The sequence below is a fragment of the Streptomyces sp. NPDC102441 genome (genome assembly GCF_044765585.1).
GTDB lineage: Bacteria > Actinomycetota > Actinomycetes > Streptomycetales > Streptomycetaceae > Streptomyces.
In genome coordinates this window covers 314,804-332,872 of record NZ_JBIWKH010000010.1, presented here as the reverse complement: position 1 = coordinate 332,872, position 18,069 = coordinate 314,804, and the positions used below count along the sequence as shown (strand labels likewise).

Genomic DNA, 18,069 nt, shown 5'->3' with positions numbered 1-18,069 from the left:
GGCCGCGGCCAAGCCGCAGGCGCGGCGGCGGGCGGCGGGACGGCGGCCGGGCGGCGGGCGACGGCCGGGCACGACGGAGGCGGCGGACGGAGCGGAGGCGGCGACGGGACGGCCGACCGCAGGGCGGAGGAGCCGGCGGCGGCCGGGGGCACGGGGGACACGGAGGCCGCGGTCGGGACAGCGAGGGAGGCGCGGGCCTGGCCCGGCGACGGGTGAAGCAGGCGGCCGCGGTCGGCCGTAGGGCGCCGGCATGGACAGCGGGCGCGCGCGGCGAGGCCGGAAGACCGGCACACGGCGAAGCGGCGGGACGGCGGGGCCGAGGGCGGCGCGGCAGGACGGCGGCAGAACCTCGCTCAGGTCAGATTCCCTGCCGCCTAGGAGCCCACTAGGCTAGTTGCTTAATTGCATTTATTGATGTAGCATTTTTCTTGCCGGGGGGGACAACGAACCACGCCCCCGCACTTCTCGTACCCACCTCTTCAGCGGAGAACATCATGGACAAGCTCATCGAAGGACTGATCTGGCATGGCACGGGCCACGGGTCCAACGTCAAGATCACCAATGTCTCCGACCGGGTCGTCACGTTCGAGGTCTCGGCGAAGCTCAACGACGGGCCGGACTACGACACGTCCAACTGGGGCTTCAAGGGAACGCTGAACTCGCTCCCGGAAGCAGAATTCCGCAAGCGGTACGGCTACGCCTACTACCTCAACCTGGACCACGAGGCCGAGGTCGCCCAGGCACACGTGGACGCAGCCACCGCACTGCTCATGGCACGCCTAAACGGCCCGAACGCCGCAGACTTGATACAGCTCTTCGCCAAAACCGTGCTCAGTCAGGCAGCGCATCGCATCTCGGTCATGGAATGGGATACGGGCTGCTGCGGCATGGACAGCGACAACGCCGCCGCAGAGATCACACCGGAGTTCAGCATCAGCGAGGCCACACTCCTGCACCGGTGACACGCCGGTCCTGTGGGGTGACCGCCGCCCTTCAATGCTCCGCCCTCAAGTGGACGCACGCCGGATTCAGCGGCGGCCACTGCACCTTCACAACCCGCGACTACACCGCCACTCCCCTGAAGGACGGCGAGAAGCGGGTCATCCGCGACTTCTACCCCTTCGCCTTCACCCCGCCACAGCAGCCGCTCAGCGGCTCGCACTTGGAGCCAACCCATGCGCTATGACGCTCGCGATACCGTCCGTATCTTGCACCACCCGCAATACCGCGGGGAGGTCCGCACCGTCTCGCACGTGAAGGACGGCCTCCTGTTCTTCGCCGACGTCGGCGAAGGCATCCGGCCCGACCAGGTGGAACGCTTCCGCTACAGGGCTGGCGACACTGTCCGCATCTTGCACCCGGAACATCAGGGGGAAGTCCGCGCCGTGTCATGCAAGATGGACGCCCTCCTGTTCTTCCCCGGTGTCGACGGAGGGATCTGGCCCTACCAGGTGGAACTCGTCCGCGAGCGCACCGGCAACCCATGTGGCAAGCAGTGCTATCACCTCCCCAAGGAGGGCTGCGTTCACTGCCGAGGCCTGTGCCAGCAGCCCTATGGCGAATGCCCCCCACGCGCGGGTGAAGCCCCCAGCATCGTCTTCACAGGCCCCCGCTGAACCGGTTACGGAGAGAACCACACACGGCCTTCAGGCCCTACCTCAAGAAGTTCCGTGAAGCCCTTCGAGAGAGACGCCCTCAACGTCGCCGTCGCCGGGACGAGTCACGGCCTCACGGTCCAGAGCAGGGAACGACGCAAATTGCTTAATTGGATCTATTAACGTAGAGTGTGCATTACTGGGTGGCGAAGCCGCCCGAGGGCGGCATGGCAGGTCGTAGTCCCGTTCGATTCGGGGCGTTCCCCTGGCTGGGGAAGTGGGGTTCGATTCCCCTTCACCATGGTGGCAAAAAGGGAGAATTCCCGCGCAGAGGGGTTCGAGTCCCCTCCCGCCCACAAGAAGACGATATGGAAGGTGGAGCAGTCATGGCAGTACTCAACTACCGCACCGGCCCCTGGTACCACGATGAGAACCGGCCGTTCCCGCGCCGTCGCGGCGAGAGCAGGCGCAACCATCGCCGATCCGCCCGCCGCATGGCCAAGCGCGCTGAGGCGCGCCTTGCCGCAGCCGAGATCCGCGAGAACGCCTCTGAGACCGCAGGGTGGAACCCGCGTGCGGTAATCGTCGCGACCCGGCTGGTGCAGAGCACCACCACCAGTACCGTGCAGACAGGGAATCGGGCATGACCGGTCAGGATGGCCATGGACTCACCCCGAGCGGCGACGCCACACCAGAGACGGTGTTCAACCTGAACGCCGTCGTGAATCTCGACGACCACCCGTCAGGCGAGAGGCAGGTGATGTTCGAGGCCGATCAGATCTCGGCAGGGCTGCGAAACATCGCGGACCGTTGGGACTTGCAGCGGATGCTCGGCACCCCGGCCGACGACCCGGTGGCGGATCTGCGCTGGATGGCGGATGCCCTTGACGCGAAGATCGCGCAGCTCAGGGGACTGGCGGACTGACATGCCGGACCCCGGCACCATCACCGAACGGGAATGATCACATTGGACAGCAGGGCGCAGCTCAGCCACGTGAGCTGGACACATACTCTGGGCATCTTGCGAGGTGCCGCCGAGGGCAACGATACGAAGTACAACCACACGCTCGGGGGGTATAACCGGCACGTCAGGCCGCTCGTGGACGCGGGTCTCGTGGCCTGGCTGGCCGATGGCGAAGAGCCGGAGAACGACAGCTTCGTCCGAACCACCGAGGCGGGACAGGCCTTCTACGAGGAGTACCTGACCGGGTTGCCCGCAGACACGGCGTGCAGGTCCAACGCCTGGGTCGACATACCGGAGATCGATCGCGCCACCACTGCGCTCGCCGCAGAGTGTGAGCAGCGCATGAAGGACGGTGACGCGTGATGGCCGGAGGGGCGCGCAGGCCGCTCATCGACCCGTACGCCTTCGTTGTTCGCCGCATGTTCCTGGAGTTCCTCCCCGTCGCTGCGCCCGGTGAAGCGATGTGGGGTGAGGAAGGGCACAAGCCGGCCGAGCGCAGGTCTCTGGCGCAGTTGTTCAGCCATGAGTGGCTTGGGGACCCGGGAGTGAGGCTTACGGGCCAACTGTCGGCGATCTTCGCCGAGCTGGGATTCTGCCGTCTCGGCGCCACGGGCGAGGAGCGGCAGGTGTGGGTGGAGTCGAACGGCACCCCTGATGCCGCGGGGTCGCCGCTGGAGCGCGCGGTGCGTCAGCTGCACTGGGACATGGTGGTGGAGGGGACGCTGAACGAGACGAGCTCGGTCAGCTTCTCCGGACCCGACCACTTCGTGCCGGAGGTACACCAGAAGCTCGCTGACTGGTTCGCCTCCCTGGGTTATCCAGCCACCCTCGACATCACGCAGGACCGGCCCGAGCTCCGCGAACTGCCCTGACATGAGCACGAGCCAGTCTCACCTGGAGCCCGTCGGTGGGCAGTCGCTGACTCGGCAGGAACGCCAGATCCTCGACCACCACGCTTGCCTGGCGGGACTGCCCGCCGGGCCGCGTGAGCGTCTCATCCGTGAGCAGCTCGGCATGAGCCCGACTCGGTATTTTCAGACGCTCAATGCTCTGCTCGACTCAGTGCAGGCACTGGAGTACGCCCCCGTCACGATCAACCGTCTGCGCCGTGTCCGTGAGGACAATCGAAGGAAGTATTGGTGAGTTGCCCCAGAAGCCATCTCCGCGCGGTGCACGTTTCGTCCGGTACCTCCGAAAGATCTTAATCATGGCTTTGCTTCATCCGGTCCCCGTTCCTGTGCGTTGTGCAGGTCGGCCTCGCGCCGGCGGGCTGGTCGTTCCCTGGGTCTCCGTGGTTCATGGCGGGGCAGCTCCGGCCTGGTTGCCGGGGGCCGACCGCGGACATGCCGTGTTCGGCAGTCTCGATCCGCATCGTGTGCGACGCGCCTTTCTGGAGCGGCTGTGCCAGACCTGCGGGCAGCCGCTGGAAGAGCGGTGCTTCCTGATCGTCAGACCCGCTGACGTCGAGCGCGGCTACGCACCCGAGCCCGCTCTGCACCCGGAATGTCAGCCCTACACGGCGTCTTCCTGTCCCATGCTGAACGGCACAGCGACGCAGTACCGCGAGCGACCAGCTCTCGCCGGACATCCCGCAGGCCGGCGCTGCTCAGATCCGGACTGCCCATGTCCCAGCCTCGCCCCCGACAGCGGTCACGCTGCGCGCAGCGGTCGACCGGCTGATCAGTACGAGGCGTGGATGATCTCGACCGCTAGGTACGAGGTTGTCCGTAGCGATGCGGTCGAGCCGATGGGCATCCGGCTTGATGTTCCTGTCCTGCGTATGCGGCTGCTGCGGGAGGCGGCCCTGCCGCGCGAGGCAGTCAGATTTCTTGCGGCGCTCAGGGAACTAGACCTCTAGGGAGTATTGCTTAATTGACTTTACTAGCGTAGAGTTTCTCTTGTCAGGGGGAGTCCACACCCCCGGCGGCCGAACCACACTCCGCAACGCTTTCCAGAGGTTTTCTGTGTACTACGAAGACGAAACGGCCGCCGATGCGCTTCAGGCGTGGTCGGAGAGCCGACGAGAGGCCGACCTGGAGCAAGCCGCGATGGAAGCTCTGGGCGGCCAGCTGGACGCCCACGAGCAGGCCGGGTTCTGCGTGCACCAGAGTGCCGTCGGCTACCTCGTCGTTCCCTTCTACGAGGAGCAACAGGGCCTCCGGCCTGGCCAGTACCGGTGTAGGGGCGGCTGCGGCTCCCTGTTCCGTGACGATCATGAGTGGGCCGACGCGAGTCGTGATCCGTTCAGCTCCCCCGTTCGTATCCGTCCGGGGGGCCGCACAGCAGGTCTTGGCAGCTGACTTGCCGGTCCCGACCGGAAAGAACATCCCGCCGCACTTCCGTACTTGAGGAGTTGCCCATGCCTACCATCCCTCCGCTTCCCGGCCACAAGGGCGGCCCCCTGCCCCGGGACCGGTTATGACCGCCCGCCCCTCCAGCACCGCGCCCCGGCGCTCCGGCTCTCTACGGCCTGGAGCTCCGGGGCGCGGTGCTGCCACCCCCCTCCCAGCCCCTTTGAGGACTCCTCTTATGATCACGCTTCGCCAGTTCGCCGCTTCCGCTATCGGAGATGGCGCCTCGTTGCTGCTCCCTGGCGGGGTGCAGGTATCCGTGGCGCGTGCGACGGTGCTGGAGCTGTACGCCACTGCGCTCCAGGACCACCGCGCCTACGGTCTCTACCGGCACGGGCACGTCGACGGCTGGACGGTGAGCGTCGACCTCGCGCATGTCGACGTCGACGTCGCGGTCGTCGTCGGTCCGGCCGGCCTGCGGTACGCGCTGCCCAACACCCCCACCCACGAAGTCGAACGGCTGTGTCCGGTCCTCGGCTGCGACCAGGACCGGCCCAAGCACCTAAGAGCTTCATGCCCTGGCCACGCGGGCGCGGGCCCCGAAGGAGGCGGGCCCCTCTCGCAGGGCGCGCCAGCCGGCGCAGCCTCCGCGGGGCAGTGCGGCGTCGGAGGGGAGCGGGAGGACGGGGCGGCGGGCGGGCAGGATGGTCTCCTCGAAGTCCGCCCCGCTGTGCGCGGCCGGGAGGTGTCGCGCCTGCTGACCGAGGTGCGCACGGTCTTGTCTCGGGCCGTCTCGGCGCTTCCGGCCGGGCCGACGGAACCTCTGTATGAGGCGGACGGCCGCCGCCCTCTATACGACAACCGTGACCAGTGGGTGCGGGCTTACGACCCGGATCATGACGCGATCCGCGCCGTCCTGCAGGACGTCATCGCGCTGCTTGCCCCCTGGCAGCGCACTGGCCGCCCTGAAGGCAGCGAGCGGCAGCGTCAGGCCCGGTTGGCGGGCGTTCGGTGCGCGTGCGGACGGAACTGGGCCGGGCGCGTCGGGAACGGTCACGCGCCGGGCCCGGCCGCGCGCTGACTGGCGGACCGCCGAGCCAGCGCCTGCGTGCGGGCGTCGTGAAGCGGCTGGCCCGGTTCGGGTGGTCGCCACATCAACACCCGACGCGTATTGCTTAATTGAATTTACTTGCGTAGAGTTTGAGTTGTTGGAGCGCGGGAGTGCTTCAACACCCCTACCAATCACGCCACCTGGAGCACCCCATGCCCGTCGCGGACCTCGACCTCAACGCGCTCAACTCGGCGACCAAGTACCCCTCGATCTTCACCTACCACGAGCTCGCACAGGGGGGCAGGCTGCTCGACAGGGCCACCACCTTCACCGGTGACGTCATCTTGACCGAGAAGGTCGACGGCACCAATGCGCGAATCATCAGCCTCCCCGGCGGCGACTACCTCCTGGGCAGCCGCGAGGAGCTGTTCTACGCACGCGGTGACAGGGTCTGGAACCCCCGGCTCAGCATCGTCGATGCGCTCCGCCCTCTCGCCGAGCGGATCACCTCGCCCGACACCGGGGCCGTCGTGTACTACCTGGAGGTCTACGGCGGCGACAAGATCAGCCGCGCGAGCGGCGAGTACACCAGCGGGCAGACCGTCGGCCACCGCCTGTTCGACGTCGCTACTCTCCAGCCCTCCACCCTGGAGCAGCCGCGCGCTGCGATCGCTGCCTGGCGGGACAACGGCGGGCAGGACTTCCTCACGGAGGACGAACTCACCACGGTCGCCAAGACCGAGGGCATCGAGCTGACACCACGGCTGGCCACGGTCGCGGCGAGCGAGCTGCCCACCGGCATCGAAGCGATGCAGGCCTTCCTCACCCGCCACATGCCCACCACTCTCGTGGCGCTGGACCCCGACGTCAGCGGCCGCTCCGAGGGCATCGTTCTGCGCACCTCGGACCGCTCCGTGATCGCCAAGGCCCGTTTCCAGAACTACGAGCGCACCCTCAAGCTCCAGAACAAGCGCCACTGACTGCCCCGTGCCCGGCCCCGTCCCCGTAGAGGTGGCGGGGCCGGGCACGGCCCGCAGGCCGAACGGCTCTTCGGACGTGCCCGGCTCACTGCGCGAAGTCACAGCTCCCGCCACAGCACACGGAAAGACCTCACCATGCCCAGCACCGCCGCATCATCCACATCGGCAGCAGCCACCGCAGGCGCGATGCTGCTCGACGCGCTCACCGCGTACGGCGTCAGGGTCGACTCTGACGCCGTCGGCATGAGCTACGCCGTCGCCTTCGAGCCTGACACCCCGTCGTGGAGCGTCCGCTCCAGCTTCCACCTGTCCGTGGCCGACCGGGCCCCCTCGGTGGAGCACGCACCCGTCTCGCACACGGGATGGACCGTGTTCGCGCACGACGACCAGGGCGAGCCCCTCGGTGATCCGCTCTACATCGCAGGCAGCGGCGGCCTCGTGGACTGCGCCGCCGACTCAGCTGCTGCCGCGATGTTCATTGCCGACTACCTCACTGCGCCCGTGTCCCGACACTGTGACTGCTACTCGCAGGAGCGGTACGGGCGGCGGCACGACCGCGCGTGCAACCGGTACCGGAAGCCGTGACCGCGTTCGCATCGAGCCCACTCCAGCGCCCGCCGCGCACAGGCCCGGCGGGCGCTGCCCTTCCCTACCGATCGACAGGACCCCGTGAACAACTTCCGCCCCACTGATGCCGCCCTGGCCGGCCTGCGGCTCGACGAGCATGCCCGCCACGTGCCCGCCTGGATGTACGTGCAGCAAGTCAGCGACGGGACAGTCGCCTTCGTCGGCTCCAGTCGTGTCCAGAACGCGCCCCACCCCCTCCGCTACGGCAACACACGGACCCACCAGTTCGTCCTGGGCGAGCTGATCGTGCGGCCTCACTTCGTCGTCGGCACCGACGTCCTGCGCGGCCAGGGCCTGGGCGGCATCGCGGCCCAGAGCGGTCACGACCTCTCCCGCTACCTCGACTGCGGCGACGTCGTCCTCGACCCTTACGCCCAACTATCAACACGCATTGCTTAATTGCTTTTATTCGAGTAGCGTTACCGGTGTGGGCGGCTACTCCAGCAGCCCCGCCCGCACAGGGTGCCGAACAGGCCCCGACGCGCCTCCTCAAGGATCTGACATGCCGCTCGACCTGAGTTCTCCCGGCTCCCTCGACCGTGAGCCCCACTACCGCCGCTATCTCGCACAGGACGGAAAGGTCCGTGTCGTGTGCGTGCAGGACTTCGACTACTACGACTACGACGTCTCCCGGTTCGTCGATGAGGCCACCTTCCCGACCAGCGGAGAAGCCGAGAGCGCGCCGATCTCCACTTGGCAGCTGGTCCAAGCGCTGGAGACGGGCGAGGACGACGAGACGCGGGCGCAGGCCTCACGCAACCTCGACGCCGTCCGCGTCCACGTGACTGCCGCGCGCACTGCCCCCGGGCACCGCCCGCAGTGCAGTCCTCGCGACTGCCGGTGCGCCTGCCCACGGACGCAGGACTGCCAGGACTGCCATCGGTGTGTGTGCTGGCGCGCCTCGTGCTGCGCCGAGCAGTATCCCGGGCGCTGATCGCCGGAACGGACATGAAGCGGGGCGGGAGGCTATGCCTCCCGCCCCGCTTCGTCACGCCCGGCCCTACCGGGCCGGCGAGCCGGCCTGCACCTCGACCACCAGGTCGCTCACGCGCCGAGCCCGACGTAGGAGACGTAGGTGTAAGCGCCCCAATCGCTGTCGAGATCGGCGATGACGTCGTCCCAGATCTCCTCAAGCTTCCCGCTGTCGCCGTCCCTCATGGCGTCCACCGCGTCGTCCCAGATGTAGCGGACGTTCGGCAGGAAGCGGTGTGCCTGATCTCCGATGAGGTTCAGGCGTCGCGCGTTCTCCTCGACAAGGTCCTGGTTGACCGGGTGGATCTCGATGGACGTCCCGCGGCCACGGTTGTTCAGGTGCTGCTTGAACGCCCCCAGATTGTTCAGGAACCGATCGGTGCGCAGGCCCCAGTACGCGGTGTCGATCTTCTCCTTGTTCGAGGGCAGCGGCTGCTGCGTTCCGTCGAACCACTTCTTCATCGTGCGCGGTGTCACGTCGACGCCGGCGTCAGCCATGGCCTGCCGCCCTGCGTCGCTGTCGAGATAGTTCAGCCTCGCGTTCAGCCCGCGGTTCGTGGTGACCGGGGAGCGAATGCCGCCCTCGCGGATCTGTCGTGACAGGGCCTCTTCCATGGCCGCGCCCAGAGCCACGCCCCCCCGGACGTTCTCCGGGGACAGGTTCGCGCCGAGGCGTCCAAAATTGCGCCAGCCGCTGTCGTCGTACGGCATGGGTTAATTCCCCCCGAGGGTGTAGAGGCGCTTCTTCTTAATCTCACCGGGCATCCGGCCTTCTTTCCAGATCTGTTGCCAGTCGCCGCAGAGATGGAGTTCGTCGACACCGGAAACCTGCACCAGAATAAGGCCTTCGTGATGGGCTCGGTGGGCTTTCAGGAAGAGACTTGCGAAGGCCTGCGAGCGGATGATGTGGACCCAGTCGGCTCGGCGGAGTTCCTGGTTCTTTCCCGACTCACCGATCGTCGAGGTGAATCGGGAGTACATCGCCTTGACATATTCCTCGGTTGCCTTGTCATTGCTCTGGACGGCCTTGGTCCGGGCCTCGTTCAGGATGCGGCGGAACTTCTCCAGTAGTGCCTCAGTGCCGCCCGAGGTCCACGACTCCAGGATGCGAGGCGGCTCGGAGAGACCGAGTTCATGGCAGCGGATCAGCAGTCGCAGAGTGGCTTCGTCCAGCAGGTAGGGGCCCGGCTCGACCCGGCCGCCCAGCGGGCTGGGGACGTCTTCGTGAGGCCATTCGAAGTGGTCAACGCGGTGGACGCCGGACTCCTTGGGGAGGAACCCGCGGGTGTGGTGGCGCAGCGCGCCGATCGGCAGGTACGTCTTGAACGCTGACAGGTACGCACAGTTGGTGTCGAGGGCGGTCACGTCGAGGGGCGCCTGCAGGCCCTTCTTCACCGCAGTGCGCAGCGCGTTGTTGCGCCACTTGTGCCGTCCCTCCCAGATCTGATCTGACTCCTTCTGTGAGGGCTTCGAAAGGAATTCCAAGGGCTCCGGGTAAACGGAATGCTCATAGGTGGCGCCGACACGCGAGAGTTTGAACAGTGCCATAGCGTCCGGCACTGCCTTGCGCTTGAGCAGCTTGACCGCTTCGTCGATGTCCCCGCCGGTCTCCTGGAGCGCCTGGTCCACGGCGGCCTCGATCTTGTTGGTGAAGAAGGTGTAGGTCCGGCCGCGCTTCACGTTCCCGCTGTCCTCCGGCGGGACCGTGTTGTCCTGGAACGCCTCTGAGACGTCCTCGTCCTCGGCGGTGGACTCGGCGGCGGGCTGGGGTTCAGCGCGTTCGGTCACGGTGGCCGATGCCGCGGGGGCAGGGGCCGCAGCCGGTGTGATGTCGGCCGGCGCCTGCGGGCCGGCCGGGGTAGTGCTTCGGCGGGACATGCCGAACGCGGCCAGAGCCGTACCCAAACGTTGTCCTTCGTCCGTCTCGGGCATGCGCGGCCCCCGGGCGGCCAGATCGGCGACTGTTTGGCGCAGCCCCTCGAGATCCTGTCCGTCACTGGCCGCACGTGCCTGGGCGAAGGCGGCCAGCACGCCGTTGAGACGCGCTGAGATCCCGGTGGAGGCGCCGGAGGTGAACGGCTTCGCCGCGGCCAGCAGGTCCGCCTCCTCGCCGTCGTCGAGGGCCGTGCTGGCAGAAGCGTCGGCGGCCGGAGCAAGAATCTGTGCGGTGGCACCGGCCGAGGGTGCCGCCTTGGGGGCACCCTCGGCCTCCGCGAGGGCATCGGTGAATCGGGCGCATGCGAGGTCGGCGCGCAGCGTCACGGTCGACAGGGTGCCGAAGTCCCTTTCGGCGTACGTCACTTCGGCTCGCTCGTCCTGTCTGGTCACGGTCAGGGTTACATCCGCGTCCAGCGCGGTGAGCAGGTCCGCCTCGTCGGTGTCGACTGCGGCCACCACGGGCACCCGGAGGACGCGGGCCAACTGGGCGAGGGCCTGAGCGGCCGCCGGCAGGTCGCTGCCGGAGAGCGGGACGAGCGGGTCGGGCACACGCTGCAACCGGTCCACGACGATCAAAGCCAGGCCCTCGATGTCGCGCGCGGCCTCTGAGATGTCAGCGGCCCGAAGCCCCGTGCCGTCGTCGATGTGCCACACGGTGCCGGCGAGCTCCTGCAGCTTCGCGGCGACCTCGGCCGCCGTCTGCTGCTCCTGATCCGTGAGCTGGTTGAGGCGCAGCCTGCGGTAGTGCACGGGTCCTTCTGCCGCGATCACCCGCATCGCGACGTCGGTGCGGGTCAGTCCCGATGCCGCGTACAGCACGGGAAGCTGACGGTGGAGTGCCGTGTGCCGGGCAGCTGCCGCGGGGAGCAGCGACGCCCCGGCGTTGGGGGCACCCGCCACCAGCGTCAGTTTGCCCGGCAGGAGCCCGCCCACGGCCTCATCCAGGGCGGTGAGCCCGAACTTCGCCGCGTCCTGCGGGTGACTCTCGGGCTGTCGCGATGCCAGTACTTCCTCCAGCACGTCCCCGAACGCCGCCAACTGCCGCTTCCCGGCGCTGCCCCCGGTCGCGAGGGCGGGCGCGGGTGTGCCCGCACCCTGAGCCGTGACCACCGCGCCAGCGACCGAAGCGACCGACCTCTCGGCATCGCCGGGCTGTTGATCGGCCAGCAGCGAAACGCCGCTCTGGTCCCGGTGGTGTGCTGCGTCGCGCACCGGTAGCGAGACCTGCTGAGGCGCGGCCGGCCGCTGCGTCTGGTCGGCTTCAGGATGCTGGGGCACCACCACCGGGGCGCCGTCGGGAGAGACGAGCTGGGCGTCGACCAGGACCGCGAGCGGTGTTGAGTCGGCCCGATCCAGGATCACCTGCGGCACGCCGGGGGTGCGGCCGTCACCGGCCGCGTCGCGGACCAGGTCGCCCAGCTTGGGCCGGGCTGCGGTACGCAGCCATGACGGCCAGGTTTGCAGGCGGGCCTGCGCAGAGGCGTCCAGGAGGCTGATGGGGATGAGCGCGGCCCGGAACAGGTGACCGCGGGCGCGTTTGGCCACCACCGTTACGGTCCGGTCCTCCTGAGCCAGTTTCACCAGCTCGTACAGACGGACGCGTGCCGTCGACACCTGCAGCTCTTCCGCGGGACCGGGCGAGGAGGAAGCTGCGTCGGTACCGCTCGCTTCCGGCTCCGGCGCGGGAACAGACGCCATCACTTCTCCAGACATAGAAACCGGGGCGCGCCAGGCTCCCGGCGGGGGCCTGTGCAGGGGCGACACCCATCTATCAGCAGCACACACGGTGACCCGTAATGGAACTCGCGCTGCGTACGTAACAGTAGACCGTCACCCCAGCGATTCGCAGCTCAAGCGCGTAACAAACTCCGAACGGGGAGGGGAGCGGCGCCACATTGACCCGTAACACTCGCATCACAAGCCCGTGCGCGTATTGCTTAATTGTTTTTATGATTGTAGAGTTGCGGCATGAAGCGCAGAGAGCTCCCCGACCCCGCCCTTTCGCCCGTCGAGTTCGTGTACGCCTACACCGAGTGGTACACCCAGCGCTGCCTGATCACCTGGGTGTGCATCCCCGCTCCGCTCGCTATCGGAGTACTCGGCGGAATCCTCCTCCCGGGGGACCCGGGCCCGGCGCGCTACGCCGTCGCGGTCATCGCCTTCTGGGTTGTCGCAGGGCTTGGAGGCTGGTTCGCCCCCCGCTTCGTCGAGCGTCTCGACAAACGCTGGGAATCTCAGTCCCGACACTGACCGCCACACCGCCGCTTCACCGCGAGCACGCGGGTGCGATGGCCCGTCAGCCATCGCACCCGGCCAGAGCCCAGAACAGAAGGAACAGGACCCATGCAGATCACCATGCCGTGCGGACTCGGAATCGGCCCCGGCGGGCAGTGCGGCAGCGGTACGTGCTTCAACGCAGCCACCCGCGTACTGGAGCATCACGAGGACACCGGAGTCTTCCGGTCCGGCGCCTACTGTCTGCCGTGCCTGGGCCGCAAGGTCCGGCCCGCCGCCGAGGTTGAAGCGGCCGACGAGCGCGACATCCGGCACGGGGACACCGGCGGCATGAACGGTCTTCCCGACGACCGGTGGAAGATCCGAAAGTTCGCCCCCGACGAGCGGGCGGAGCTGCAGGCGATCCGCGACGGAAGGCTCCTCAGCCTGTACGTGAAGCCCGGCGTGTTCGTCTGGGCCACCGAAACGGAAGTAGAGGCGGACCGCGCCCGCCGCCGCGCAGAGGAGGCGGCGGAGCAGGACCGGATGCGCAGCCGGTTCCGCCGGTAGACGGCACGGCCAGGGGCGCGCCTCGCCGCAGGGCGAGGCCCCTCTCGCCCCTCGGCGGGGTGAATCTACCCCGTCGACTTTGATTGTGTAATTGCATTTATTCACGTAGAATGGCAGCCATGGCCAGTCGTGGCCACTTCAGCGCCCTTACGACCAGGAAAAGAGCCGGGAAGTTGCGAAAGTGCCCCCACTGCGAGACCAACAACGGCCCTCAGGACAAGAGCTGCATGGTCTGCGACTCCCCCCTTCCCGCCTCCCGTGTCCGCATCAATCTCACGGGGCGCAGGCCGCTCGCCCGGCACGACCGCCCCGGACACTGATCCGCCGTTGCTGCGCCCCGGGAGGGAGGAATCTCCCTCCCGGGGCGCAGCAACAGGGCACCCTTGTACAGGGCGGTGAATTCACCGCCCGCCAGTGATCCCGGAGGTTCGCAGTATGCAGACGCTCAACGCCGGCCCGTGGCGTCGATGGGCTTTGCTCTGGGGCGTGCCGTGCACGGTCGTCGCGCTCGGGACCGTGTGGCTCGCCGTGGCGATGGGTGCTCGTTCGGCGTCCGCGACCGCCGTGGTGATCGTCGTGTCCCTCGGCGCCCTGTTCGCCTTCGTCCTGTCCATGCCCCGGCGCGGCAGCCGTCGCGACGAGGGGTGATCTCTCCTCCCCGCCCGCTCCCTCCACGCCCCGATCGGCCGCTCACTCTGAGCGGCCTTTCGCATGTCCGATTTGTCCGCGCGGGCCCAGCCCGCCCCCGCCCGCCCCGGCGACCGGCGCCGCACCCGCCACACCCGCCGACACCCCGTCCGTCATCGCCGCATCAGCCAAAGCCCCTACCAAATCCAGCACCCACCCAAGAACCTCAACCCTCCACAACACCGCTCCCAACCACCTCACCTGTCCATCGCTCCGTCTTCAAGCCCCGTGTCCTCTGCTCCGCTCCGCTCCGCTCTGCTGCTCTGCTCCGCTCTTCTGCTCCTCCTACTCCTCCTCTTCAGCTCGCCGGCTTCGCTCACCCCTTCTCGCATCCTGCTCCTGGCCAACTAACCCTGTAGGGAAGTAGTCGGCGTCGGAAGGAGCACGGAATAGGCGCTCTGACCTGCTGTTTTGACCTCCTGGCGAGCCGACCCCGACGCGACCCAGGGCGCGACCTAGGGTGCGACCCAGGGTGCGACGTAGGGCGCGACCGAGGGCGCGACCCAGGGCGCGACCTCGTCCTTGCCGCCCACGGGATGCCGGTTCGCCCTCGATGCGGCACCCCTTGGCAGTCCTGGACTGATGTGGCCGCCCTTCGTCCATTCCACCGGAGGTGAATTCTCCCCCGATGACCCGTGGCGCAGGCGGGGGGTGAAATCACCCTTGGGTCTGCTCTTGGCAGTCGGCGGGAAGAGGCGGGTGATTCCACCTCCCCGCCCTGGAGCCTGTGCCTGCCGACCAGGGAGGGTGATCTCTCCTCCTGGTCGGCAGGCCGGAAGCGGGGGCGGAATCACCCCGGGCGCGCGGGCCGTCGGCTTCCCGGAGCAGTGTGCGTTCGGGAGGGGTGATTCTTCCTCGGCGGGCCGCTGAGGAAGAATCACTGAAGCCCGGGTTGTTCGGTCAGATCTGCTGATCGCAGGCACAGGCAGAGGTTGCGCTCGCCGCGGCCGTAGGTGTAGCCGTGGCCGAGACACTCGGTGCAGCCCGGGTCATGTTCCTGCGGAACTCCTTCGGTGCAGTCGACCGGTTCAGCCCAGACGGGTACGAAAATGCCGTCCCCTTGGTCGTCCCAGGTAAGGGTGACCATGACAACGCCATCTCCGCCACAGCCACCAGGACAGTCCACTTCGTGCGGCTGCTGGTCGTCGTCATCGTGGTGCGCTTCGCGGTAGGCCTCCAGCAGGTAGCGGCGGGCACTCTCGTCCCCCGTGCGCGGGCGCCCGTCGATGCCTCGCACATGATGGCCGGCGACTGCTGCGTCCTGCGCGGCGCCGAGGTCGGCGGGCGCGAGTGCGGCAGCACTCCACAGCAGGAGTCCGCGTGCGATCTGGTGTTCACGCAGCTGGGCACTCGCCTCGGCAAGCCTTCCTTGGTTCCGGCAATCCTGGGCCACGGTGTACGACCAGAGCATGGTGCGGATGAGTCGGGACTCCGGCGGGCAGGGAAAGGGCTGTTCGGCCGGCTTGCTGTCCGGGGTGTTCGCCGGGGTGTCCGTCCGCGGCAGCGGTGCGATGTGGCCGTGCAGGGCGGCGTATGCGGTGCGAAGGTAGTCGATGCCGGAGAGACGCGTGGTCGGCAGGTGGAAGCCATCGTGCGCGAGGAGGTTGGTTCCCAGCCCGCGTGCGGCCTCGTGGACCTCCATGTCGTGCGCTCCACGGACGGCGAAGACGTCGTACAGAGCACCGAGGTGGATGAGGTGGGCTCGCTTGATCCAACGAACCTGGTCGTCGTGGAATGTGTCGGGACGTTCGAAGGTGGCGTCGCGCTGCAGGTGGGCCCAGCGGGCTTCGAGGATCATGCGCCGGACGGAGGGCTGCTCCTGGGCGTACGCAGCGATGGCGTACTCAGGAAGATATGTCGACAAGATGGCCACAGGCGTCGTTCCTGATCTGTCGGAGGGATCGTTATGGGCGGTGTGAGCAGGCGGCAGTGGCGATGCGGTCGAGTCGCCCTTGGCCGTTGCAGGACAGCTCAAGTTGCCGGTACCGGGCGCAGGTCCTGCGATCGAAGTCGCCGGCGCCCTGGTTGCGGCGAGTTGGCGGAGGGGCCCGCGGTCGAGTGCCAGGTGGGCTCACGTGGATCTCGACGGGCTGGGCTCAACGGGCCCGATGCGGCTCGGCCACGGTGGGGTTCCTGGTCGCGCGCGGGGGCATGGAACCGGCGAAGGGCGCGGACCTGCCGCGCCCTTCGCCTCTTCGGTTCAGAAGGAGTCGCCGACGGCGACGCTGTTGTACTCGTCGTACGTCACGGTCTCCCAGTCGGTTTCCTTGCCGTCCTGGAGCTTCAACTCCCACTTCCCCGGTGTCTTGTAGCCCTTGAGTACGGGGGTCGTGACCGTGCCGCACGGCCTGCTGGTATCGCTCTTCCCCGGCGTGCTCGGGGTCGTCTTCTCCTTGCCCTGCGGCCCGTCCGGGACCGGTGCGGGCTTGACCGGAGCGGGCTTGACCGGAGCGGGCTTCGGGGGAGCCGGCTTCGGGGGAGCCGGCTTGGTGAGGCTGCTGCGAAGGGTCTGCGTGCGCGTGGCACGGCATGGAGCCGGTCGTTGGACCTGCTCGTAGATCGGCCCCTGGGCGTTCTGGCTGCGCTTCTCGATGACCTTGCCGTGGTCCAGGTCGGCGTCGTCGGCGCACCCGACGAGGGTGAGGGCGGCGGTGACGGTCGCTGCGGTCGCGATGACTGCCCGTACGGCGGTGGAGTGCAAGGGGTGTCCTCTGGATCTGTTGCTGTGTGGTGGCGAGGTGGGGCGGCCGTGCGGTCGGTGCTCGGCCGCCCCTGCGTGTGTCAGGCCCGGTGAAGGCCGGTGACGAGGCGGCTGTAGAGCTCGGCGTTGGAGAGATCCAGCGGGTTGTAGCCCACGGCGCTGACGCCGACGTTGCCCGGAAGGCTTGAGAGGACGCCGAACTGCCGCTCTTCGCCGAACGGGACGAACTGCCAGCGGATGTTCTCGTCCTGCGTGGAGTCGAGAAACTTGCGGGTTGCGGACTCATCGTGAGGCGCTCCGTCCGTCTGGAAGACGACGAAGGCGGGGATCGAGGCCTTGTAGGCGCTGGAAGCGCGGTAGTGCTCACGGACCGCTTCCATGGCCGGGCGGTACTTGGTGCCTCCCATGGGGCCCAGGGAGTTGTGGAGTTCGGCGATGCGGCCCTGGTGGTTGCCGAGTTCCACGTCGACGAGGGTCTGCGGGCGCCGGAAGATTTTGCCTCGGCTGAGGGTGTGCATTTTGTCGGAGAAGAAGCCGACCGGGACCTTCCCGTCGTCGTCGAGGTGTGCGGCGAGGCTGAGGATCTGGTCGCTCAGCCGCTGGACGGCCCCGCTGGTGAAGTAGTCCCTCATGGAGATCGAGCGGTCGATCACGAGATAGACGGCGGCGCGCCCTCCGATGAGGTCGACCTTGCGGAGGCTGGTCTCGGCATCCGTGTACATGTCGATGAGGTCGGGTGCGGTACCGGCGACCTTGTCGAGGCTGATGGCCGAGGTCTTGTGAAGAGAGTGGGTGGTCACGAGTGCGCTCCTTGCCTGGGGCGGTGGGTGGTGTGTCACGCGTAGAGGTGCGTTGCGCGGCGTCCGTGTGACATGGAGTCGCGAAATTTCTTGGCCAGCTGCCGATGTTGTGTGCCGTTGGCCCGGTGTTGCTGCGCCGTCAGTGGGCCAGCAGCTCGTCGAGAAGGCTGTCGATGTCGACGGCGGTGGACTCGCTGCCCGCCGGGACCTCCGTGTAGGTCGAGTCGAGCCATTCCTGGAGGGGCGCGGTGGCTCCCTCAAGGCATGCGAGGCCTTCCGGGGACTCCAGCACGATGCGGGTCCGGGTGTTGTCGGAGCCGATTGGGGTGATCTTCACATCCCCCATTCCGGCGGGGGCCCCCATGCCCTGAGACAGCAGATCGCGGGCGAACGTCCACCGGACCACCACGTCGGGTGAGACGTCGAAGGAGAACTGAACGGCGTAGGGGTCGGTGGTCAGGTAGTAGAGCCTGACAGGGACGGGGACCGTCGTGTCCGGGTCGGCCACGAGCATCATGTGGGTCTTGGTTTCCAGGCCGGGAAAGCCCATGCGTAAGTCCTGTTCTTCGGCAGAGAGCCCGTCGGGGACGGGTGGGCGGCGGAGGAGGCAACGCCCAGCGACATCAAAAGAGTACAGTCTCATTTCCAATTAAGCAATATCTCTGGTGACTGCTCTTCC

24 protein-coding genes and 1 pseudogene are annotated in these 18,069 nt (G+C 67.8%); 19 read left to right on the top strand and 6 right to left on the bottom strand.

Annotated features, from left to right (window positions below; translation table 11 throughout):
* From ACIREO_RS23825 to ACIREO_RS23750, 16 genes and pseudogenes are all read left to right on the top strand, one after another.
* Positions 1–216, top strand: a pseudogene (locus ACIREO_RS23825) (hypothetical protein); the annotation flags it as partial.
* Positions 217–494: 278 nt separating this feature from the next.
* Positions 495–962 carry a hypothetical protein gene (locus tag ACIREO_RS23820; protein ID WP_404113537.1) on the top strand — a complete coding sequence of 156 codons (468 nt, stop codon included), beginning with the start codon at positions 495–497 and terminating at the stop codon, positions 960–962.
* Positions 959–1,186, top strand: a complete 228-nt coding sequence (locus tag ACIREO_RS23815; protein WP_404113535.1) for a hypothetical protein — start codon at positions 959–961, stop codon at positions 1,184–1,186. Before ACIREO_RS23820 ends, ACIREO_RS23815 begins: the two co-directional genes overlap by 4 nt.
* On the top strand, positions 1,176–1,616 hold the full coding sequence (locus ACIREO_RS23810) for a hypothetical protein (protein WP_404113533.1): 441 nt from the start codon (positions 1,176–1,178) through the stop codon (positions 1,614–1,616). The genes ACIREO_RS23815 and ACIREO_RS23810 overlap by 11 nt, the downstream gene beginning before the upstream one ends.
* Positions 1,617–1,981: 365 nt before the next feature.
* Positions 1,982–2,242 (top strand): hypothetical protein, encoded by a 261-nt coding sequence (locus ACIREO_RS23805; protein ID WP_404113531.1) that lies wholly within the window; start codon positions 1,982–1,984, stop codon positions 2,240–2,242.
* A complete protein-coding gene (locus tag ACIREO_RS23800; RefSeq protein ID WP_404113529.1) occupies positions 2,239–2,520 on the top strand; it encodes a hypothetical protein in 282 nt (93 codons plus the stop codon). The genes ACIREO_RS23805 and ACIREO_RS23800 overlap by 4 nt, the downstream gene beginning before the upstream one ends.
* 96 nt (positions 2,521–2,616) lie before the next feature.
* On the top strand, positions 2,617–2,922 hold the full coding sequence (locus ACIREO_RS23795) for a hypothetical protein (protein ID WP_404113527.1): 306 nt from the start codon (positions 2,617–2,619) through the stop codon (positions 2,920–2,922).
* On the top strand, positions 2,919–3,431 hold the full coding sequence (locus tag ACIREO_RS23790) for a hypothetical protein (protein WP_404113525.1): 513 nt from the start codon (positions 2,919–2,921) through the stop codon (positions 3,429–3,431). The genes ACIREO_RS23795 and ACIREO_RS23790 overlap by 4 nt, the downstream gene beginning before the upstream one ends.
* 1 nt (position 3,432) lies before the next feature.
* On the top strand, positions 3,433–3,702 hold the full coding sequence (locus ACIREO_RS23785) for a DUF3263 domain-containing protein (RefSeq protein WP_404113523.1): 270 nt from the start codon (positions 3,433–3,435) through the stop codon (positions 3,700–3,702).
* A gap of 205 nt (positions 3,703–3,907) precedes the next feature.
* A complete protein-coding gene (locus ACIREO_RS23780) occupies positions 3,908–4,417 on the top strand; it encodes a cell envelope biogenesis protein OmpA (protein ID WP_404113522.1) in 510 nt (169 codons plus the stop codon).
* 106 nt (positions 4,418–4,523) lie between these two features.
* On the top strand, positions 4,524–4,859 hold the full coding sequence (locus tag ACIREO_RS23775) for a hypothetical protein (RefSeq protein ID WP_404113520.1): 336 nt from the start codon (positions 4,524–4,526) through the stop codon (positions 4,857–4,859).
* A 229-nt stretch (positions 4,860–5,088) separates the two neighbouring features.
* Positions 5,089–5,931: a hypothetical protein gene (locus ACIREO_RS23770; protein WP_404113519.1), complete on the top strand. Its 843-nt coding sequence runs from the start codon at positions 5,089–5,091 to the stop codon at positions 5,929–5,931.
* A 182-nt stretch (positions 5,932–6,113) separates the two neighbouring features.
* Positions 6,114–6,881: an RNA ligase family protein gene (locus ACIREO_RS23765; protein ID WP_404113517.1), complete on the top strand. Its 768-nt coding sequence runs from the start codon at positions 6,114–6,116 to the stop codon at positions 6,879–6,881.
* Between the two features lie 135 nt (positions 6,882–7,016).
* Positions 7,017–7,466, top strand: coding sequence for a hypothetical protein (locus tag ACIREO_RS23760; protein WP_404113515.1), 450 nt, complete (start codon positions 7,017–7,019; stop codon positions 7,464–7,466).
* A gap of 84 nt (positions 7,467–7,550) precedes the next feature.
* On the top strand, positions 7,551–7,907 hold the full coding sequence (locus ACIREO_RS23755) for a hypothetical protein (protein ID WP_404113513.1): 357 nt from the start codon (positions 7,551–7,553) through the stop codon (positions 7,905–7,907).
* A gap of 103 nt (positions 7,908–8,010) precedes the next feature.
* Positions 8,011–8,442 carry a hypothetical protein gene (locus ACIREO_RS23750; RefSeq protein WP_404113511.1) on the top strand — a complete coding sequence of 144 codons (432 nt, stop codon included), beginning with the start codon at positions 8,011–8,013 and terminating at the stop codon, positions 8,440–8,442.
* Positions 8,443–8,552: 110 nt separating this feature from the next.
* On the opposite strand, the gene ACIREO_RS23745 is transcribed toward ACIREO_RS23750, so the two are convergent.
* Positions 8,553–9,191, bottom strand: coding sequence for a hypothetical protein (locus tag ACIREO_RS23745; protein WP_404113509.1), 639 nt, complete (start codon positions 9,189–9,191; stop codon positions 8,553–8,555).
* 3 nt (positions 9,192–9,194) lie between these two features.
* Positions 9,195–12,182 (bottom strand): DnaB-like helicase C-terminal domain-containing protein, encoded by a 2,988-nt coding sequence (locus ACIREO_RS23740; RefSeq protein ID WP_404113507.1) that lies wholly within the window; start codon positions 12,180–12,182, stop codon positions 9,195–9,197.
* 204 nt (positions 12,183–12,386) lie between these two features.
* On the opposite strand from ACIREO_RS23740, the gene ACIREO_RS23735 reads away from it, so the two are divergent.
* The 3 genes from ACIREO_RS23735 (at position 12,387) to ACIREO_RS23725 (ending at position 13,850) form a co-directional block, all read left to right on the top strand.
* Entirely contained in the window at positions 12,387–12,668 is a 282-nt protein-coding gene (locus ACIREO_RS23735; RefSeq protein WP_404113505.1) for a hypothetical protein, read from the top strand.
* Positions 12,669–12,761: 93 nt separating this feature from the next.
* Positions 12,762–13,202: a hypothetical protein gene (locus tag ACIREO_RS23730; protein WP_404113503.1), complete on the top strand. Its 441-nt coding sequence runs from the start codon at positions 12,762–12,764 to the stop codon at positions 13,200–13,202.
* Between the two features lie 435 nt (positions 13,203–13,637).
* Positions 13,638–13,850 (top strand): hypothetical protein, encoded by a 213-nt coding sequence (locus ACIREO_RS23725; protein WP_404113501.1) that lies wholly within the window; start codon positions 13,638–13,640, stop codon positions 13,848–13,850.
* A gap of 916 nt (positions 13,851–14,766) precedes the next feature.
* Here ACIREO_RS23725 and ACIREO_RS23720 read toward each other — a convergent pair.
* The 4 genes from ACIREO_RS23720 to ACIREO_RS23705 all read right to left on the bottom strand — a co-directional run bounded on the left by ACIREO_RS23720 (position 14,767) and on the right by ACIREO_RS23705 (position 17,940).
* Positions 14,767–15,762, bottom strand: coding sequence for a hypothetical protein (locus ACIREO_RS23720; RefSeq protein WP_404113499.1), 996 nt, complete (start codon positions 15,760–15,762; stop codon positions 14,767–14,769).
* A 327-nt stretch (positions 15,763–16,089) separates the two neighbouring features.
* The gene (locus tag ACIREO_RS23715) at positions 16,090–16,590 is read right to left on the bottom strand and encodes a hypothetical protein (RefSeq protein WP_404113497.1); all 501 of its coding nucleotides are present in this window, start codon (positions 16,588–16,590) and stop codon (positions 16,090–16,092) included.
* An 80-nt stretch (positions 16,591–16,670) separates the two neighbouring features.
* A complete protein-coding gene (locus ACIREO_RS23710) occupies positions 16,671–17,390 on the bottom strand; it encodes a VWA domain-containing protein (RefSeq protein ID WP_404113495.1) in 720 nt (239 codons plus the stop codon).
* Positions 17,391–17,529: 139 nt separating this feature from the next.
* On the bottom strand, positions 17,530–17,940 hold the full coding sequence (locus ACIREO_RS23705; protein WP_404113493.1) for an SsgA family sporulation/cell division regulator: 411 nt from the start codon (positions 17,938–17,940) through the stop codon (positions 17,530–17,532).
* Between the last annotated feature and the right edge of the window lie 129 nt (positions 17,941–18,069).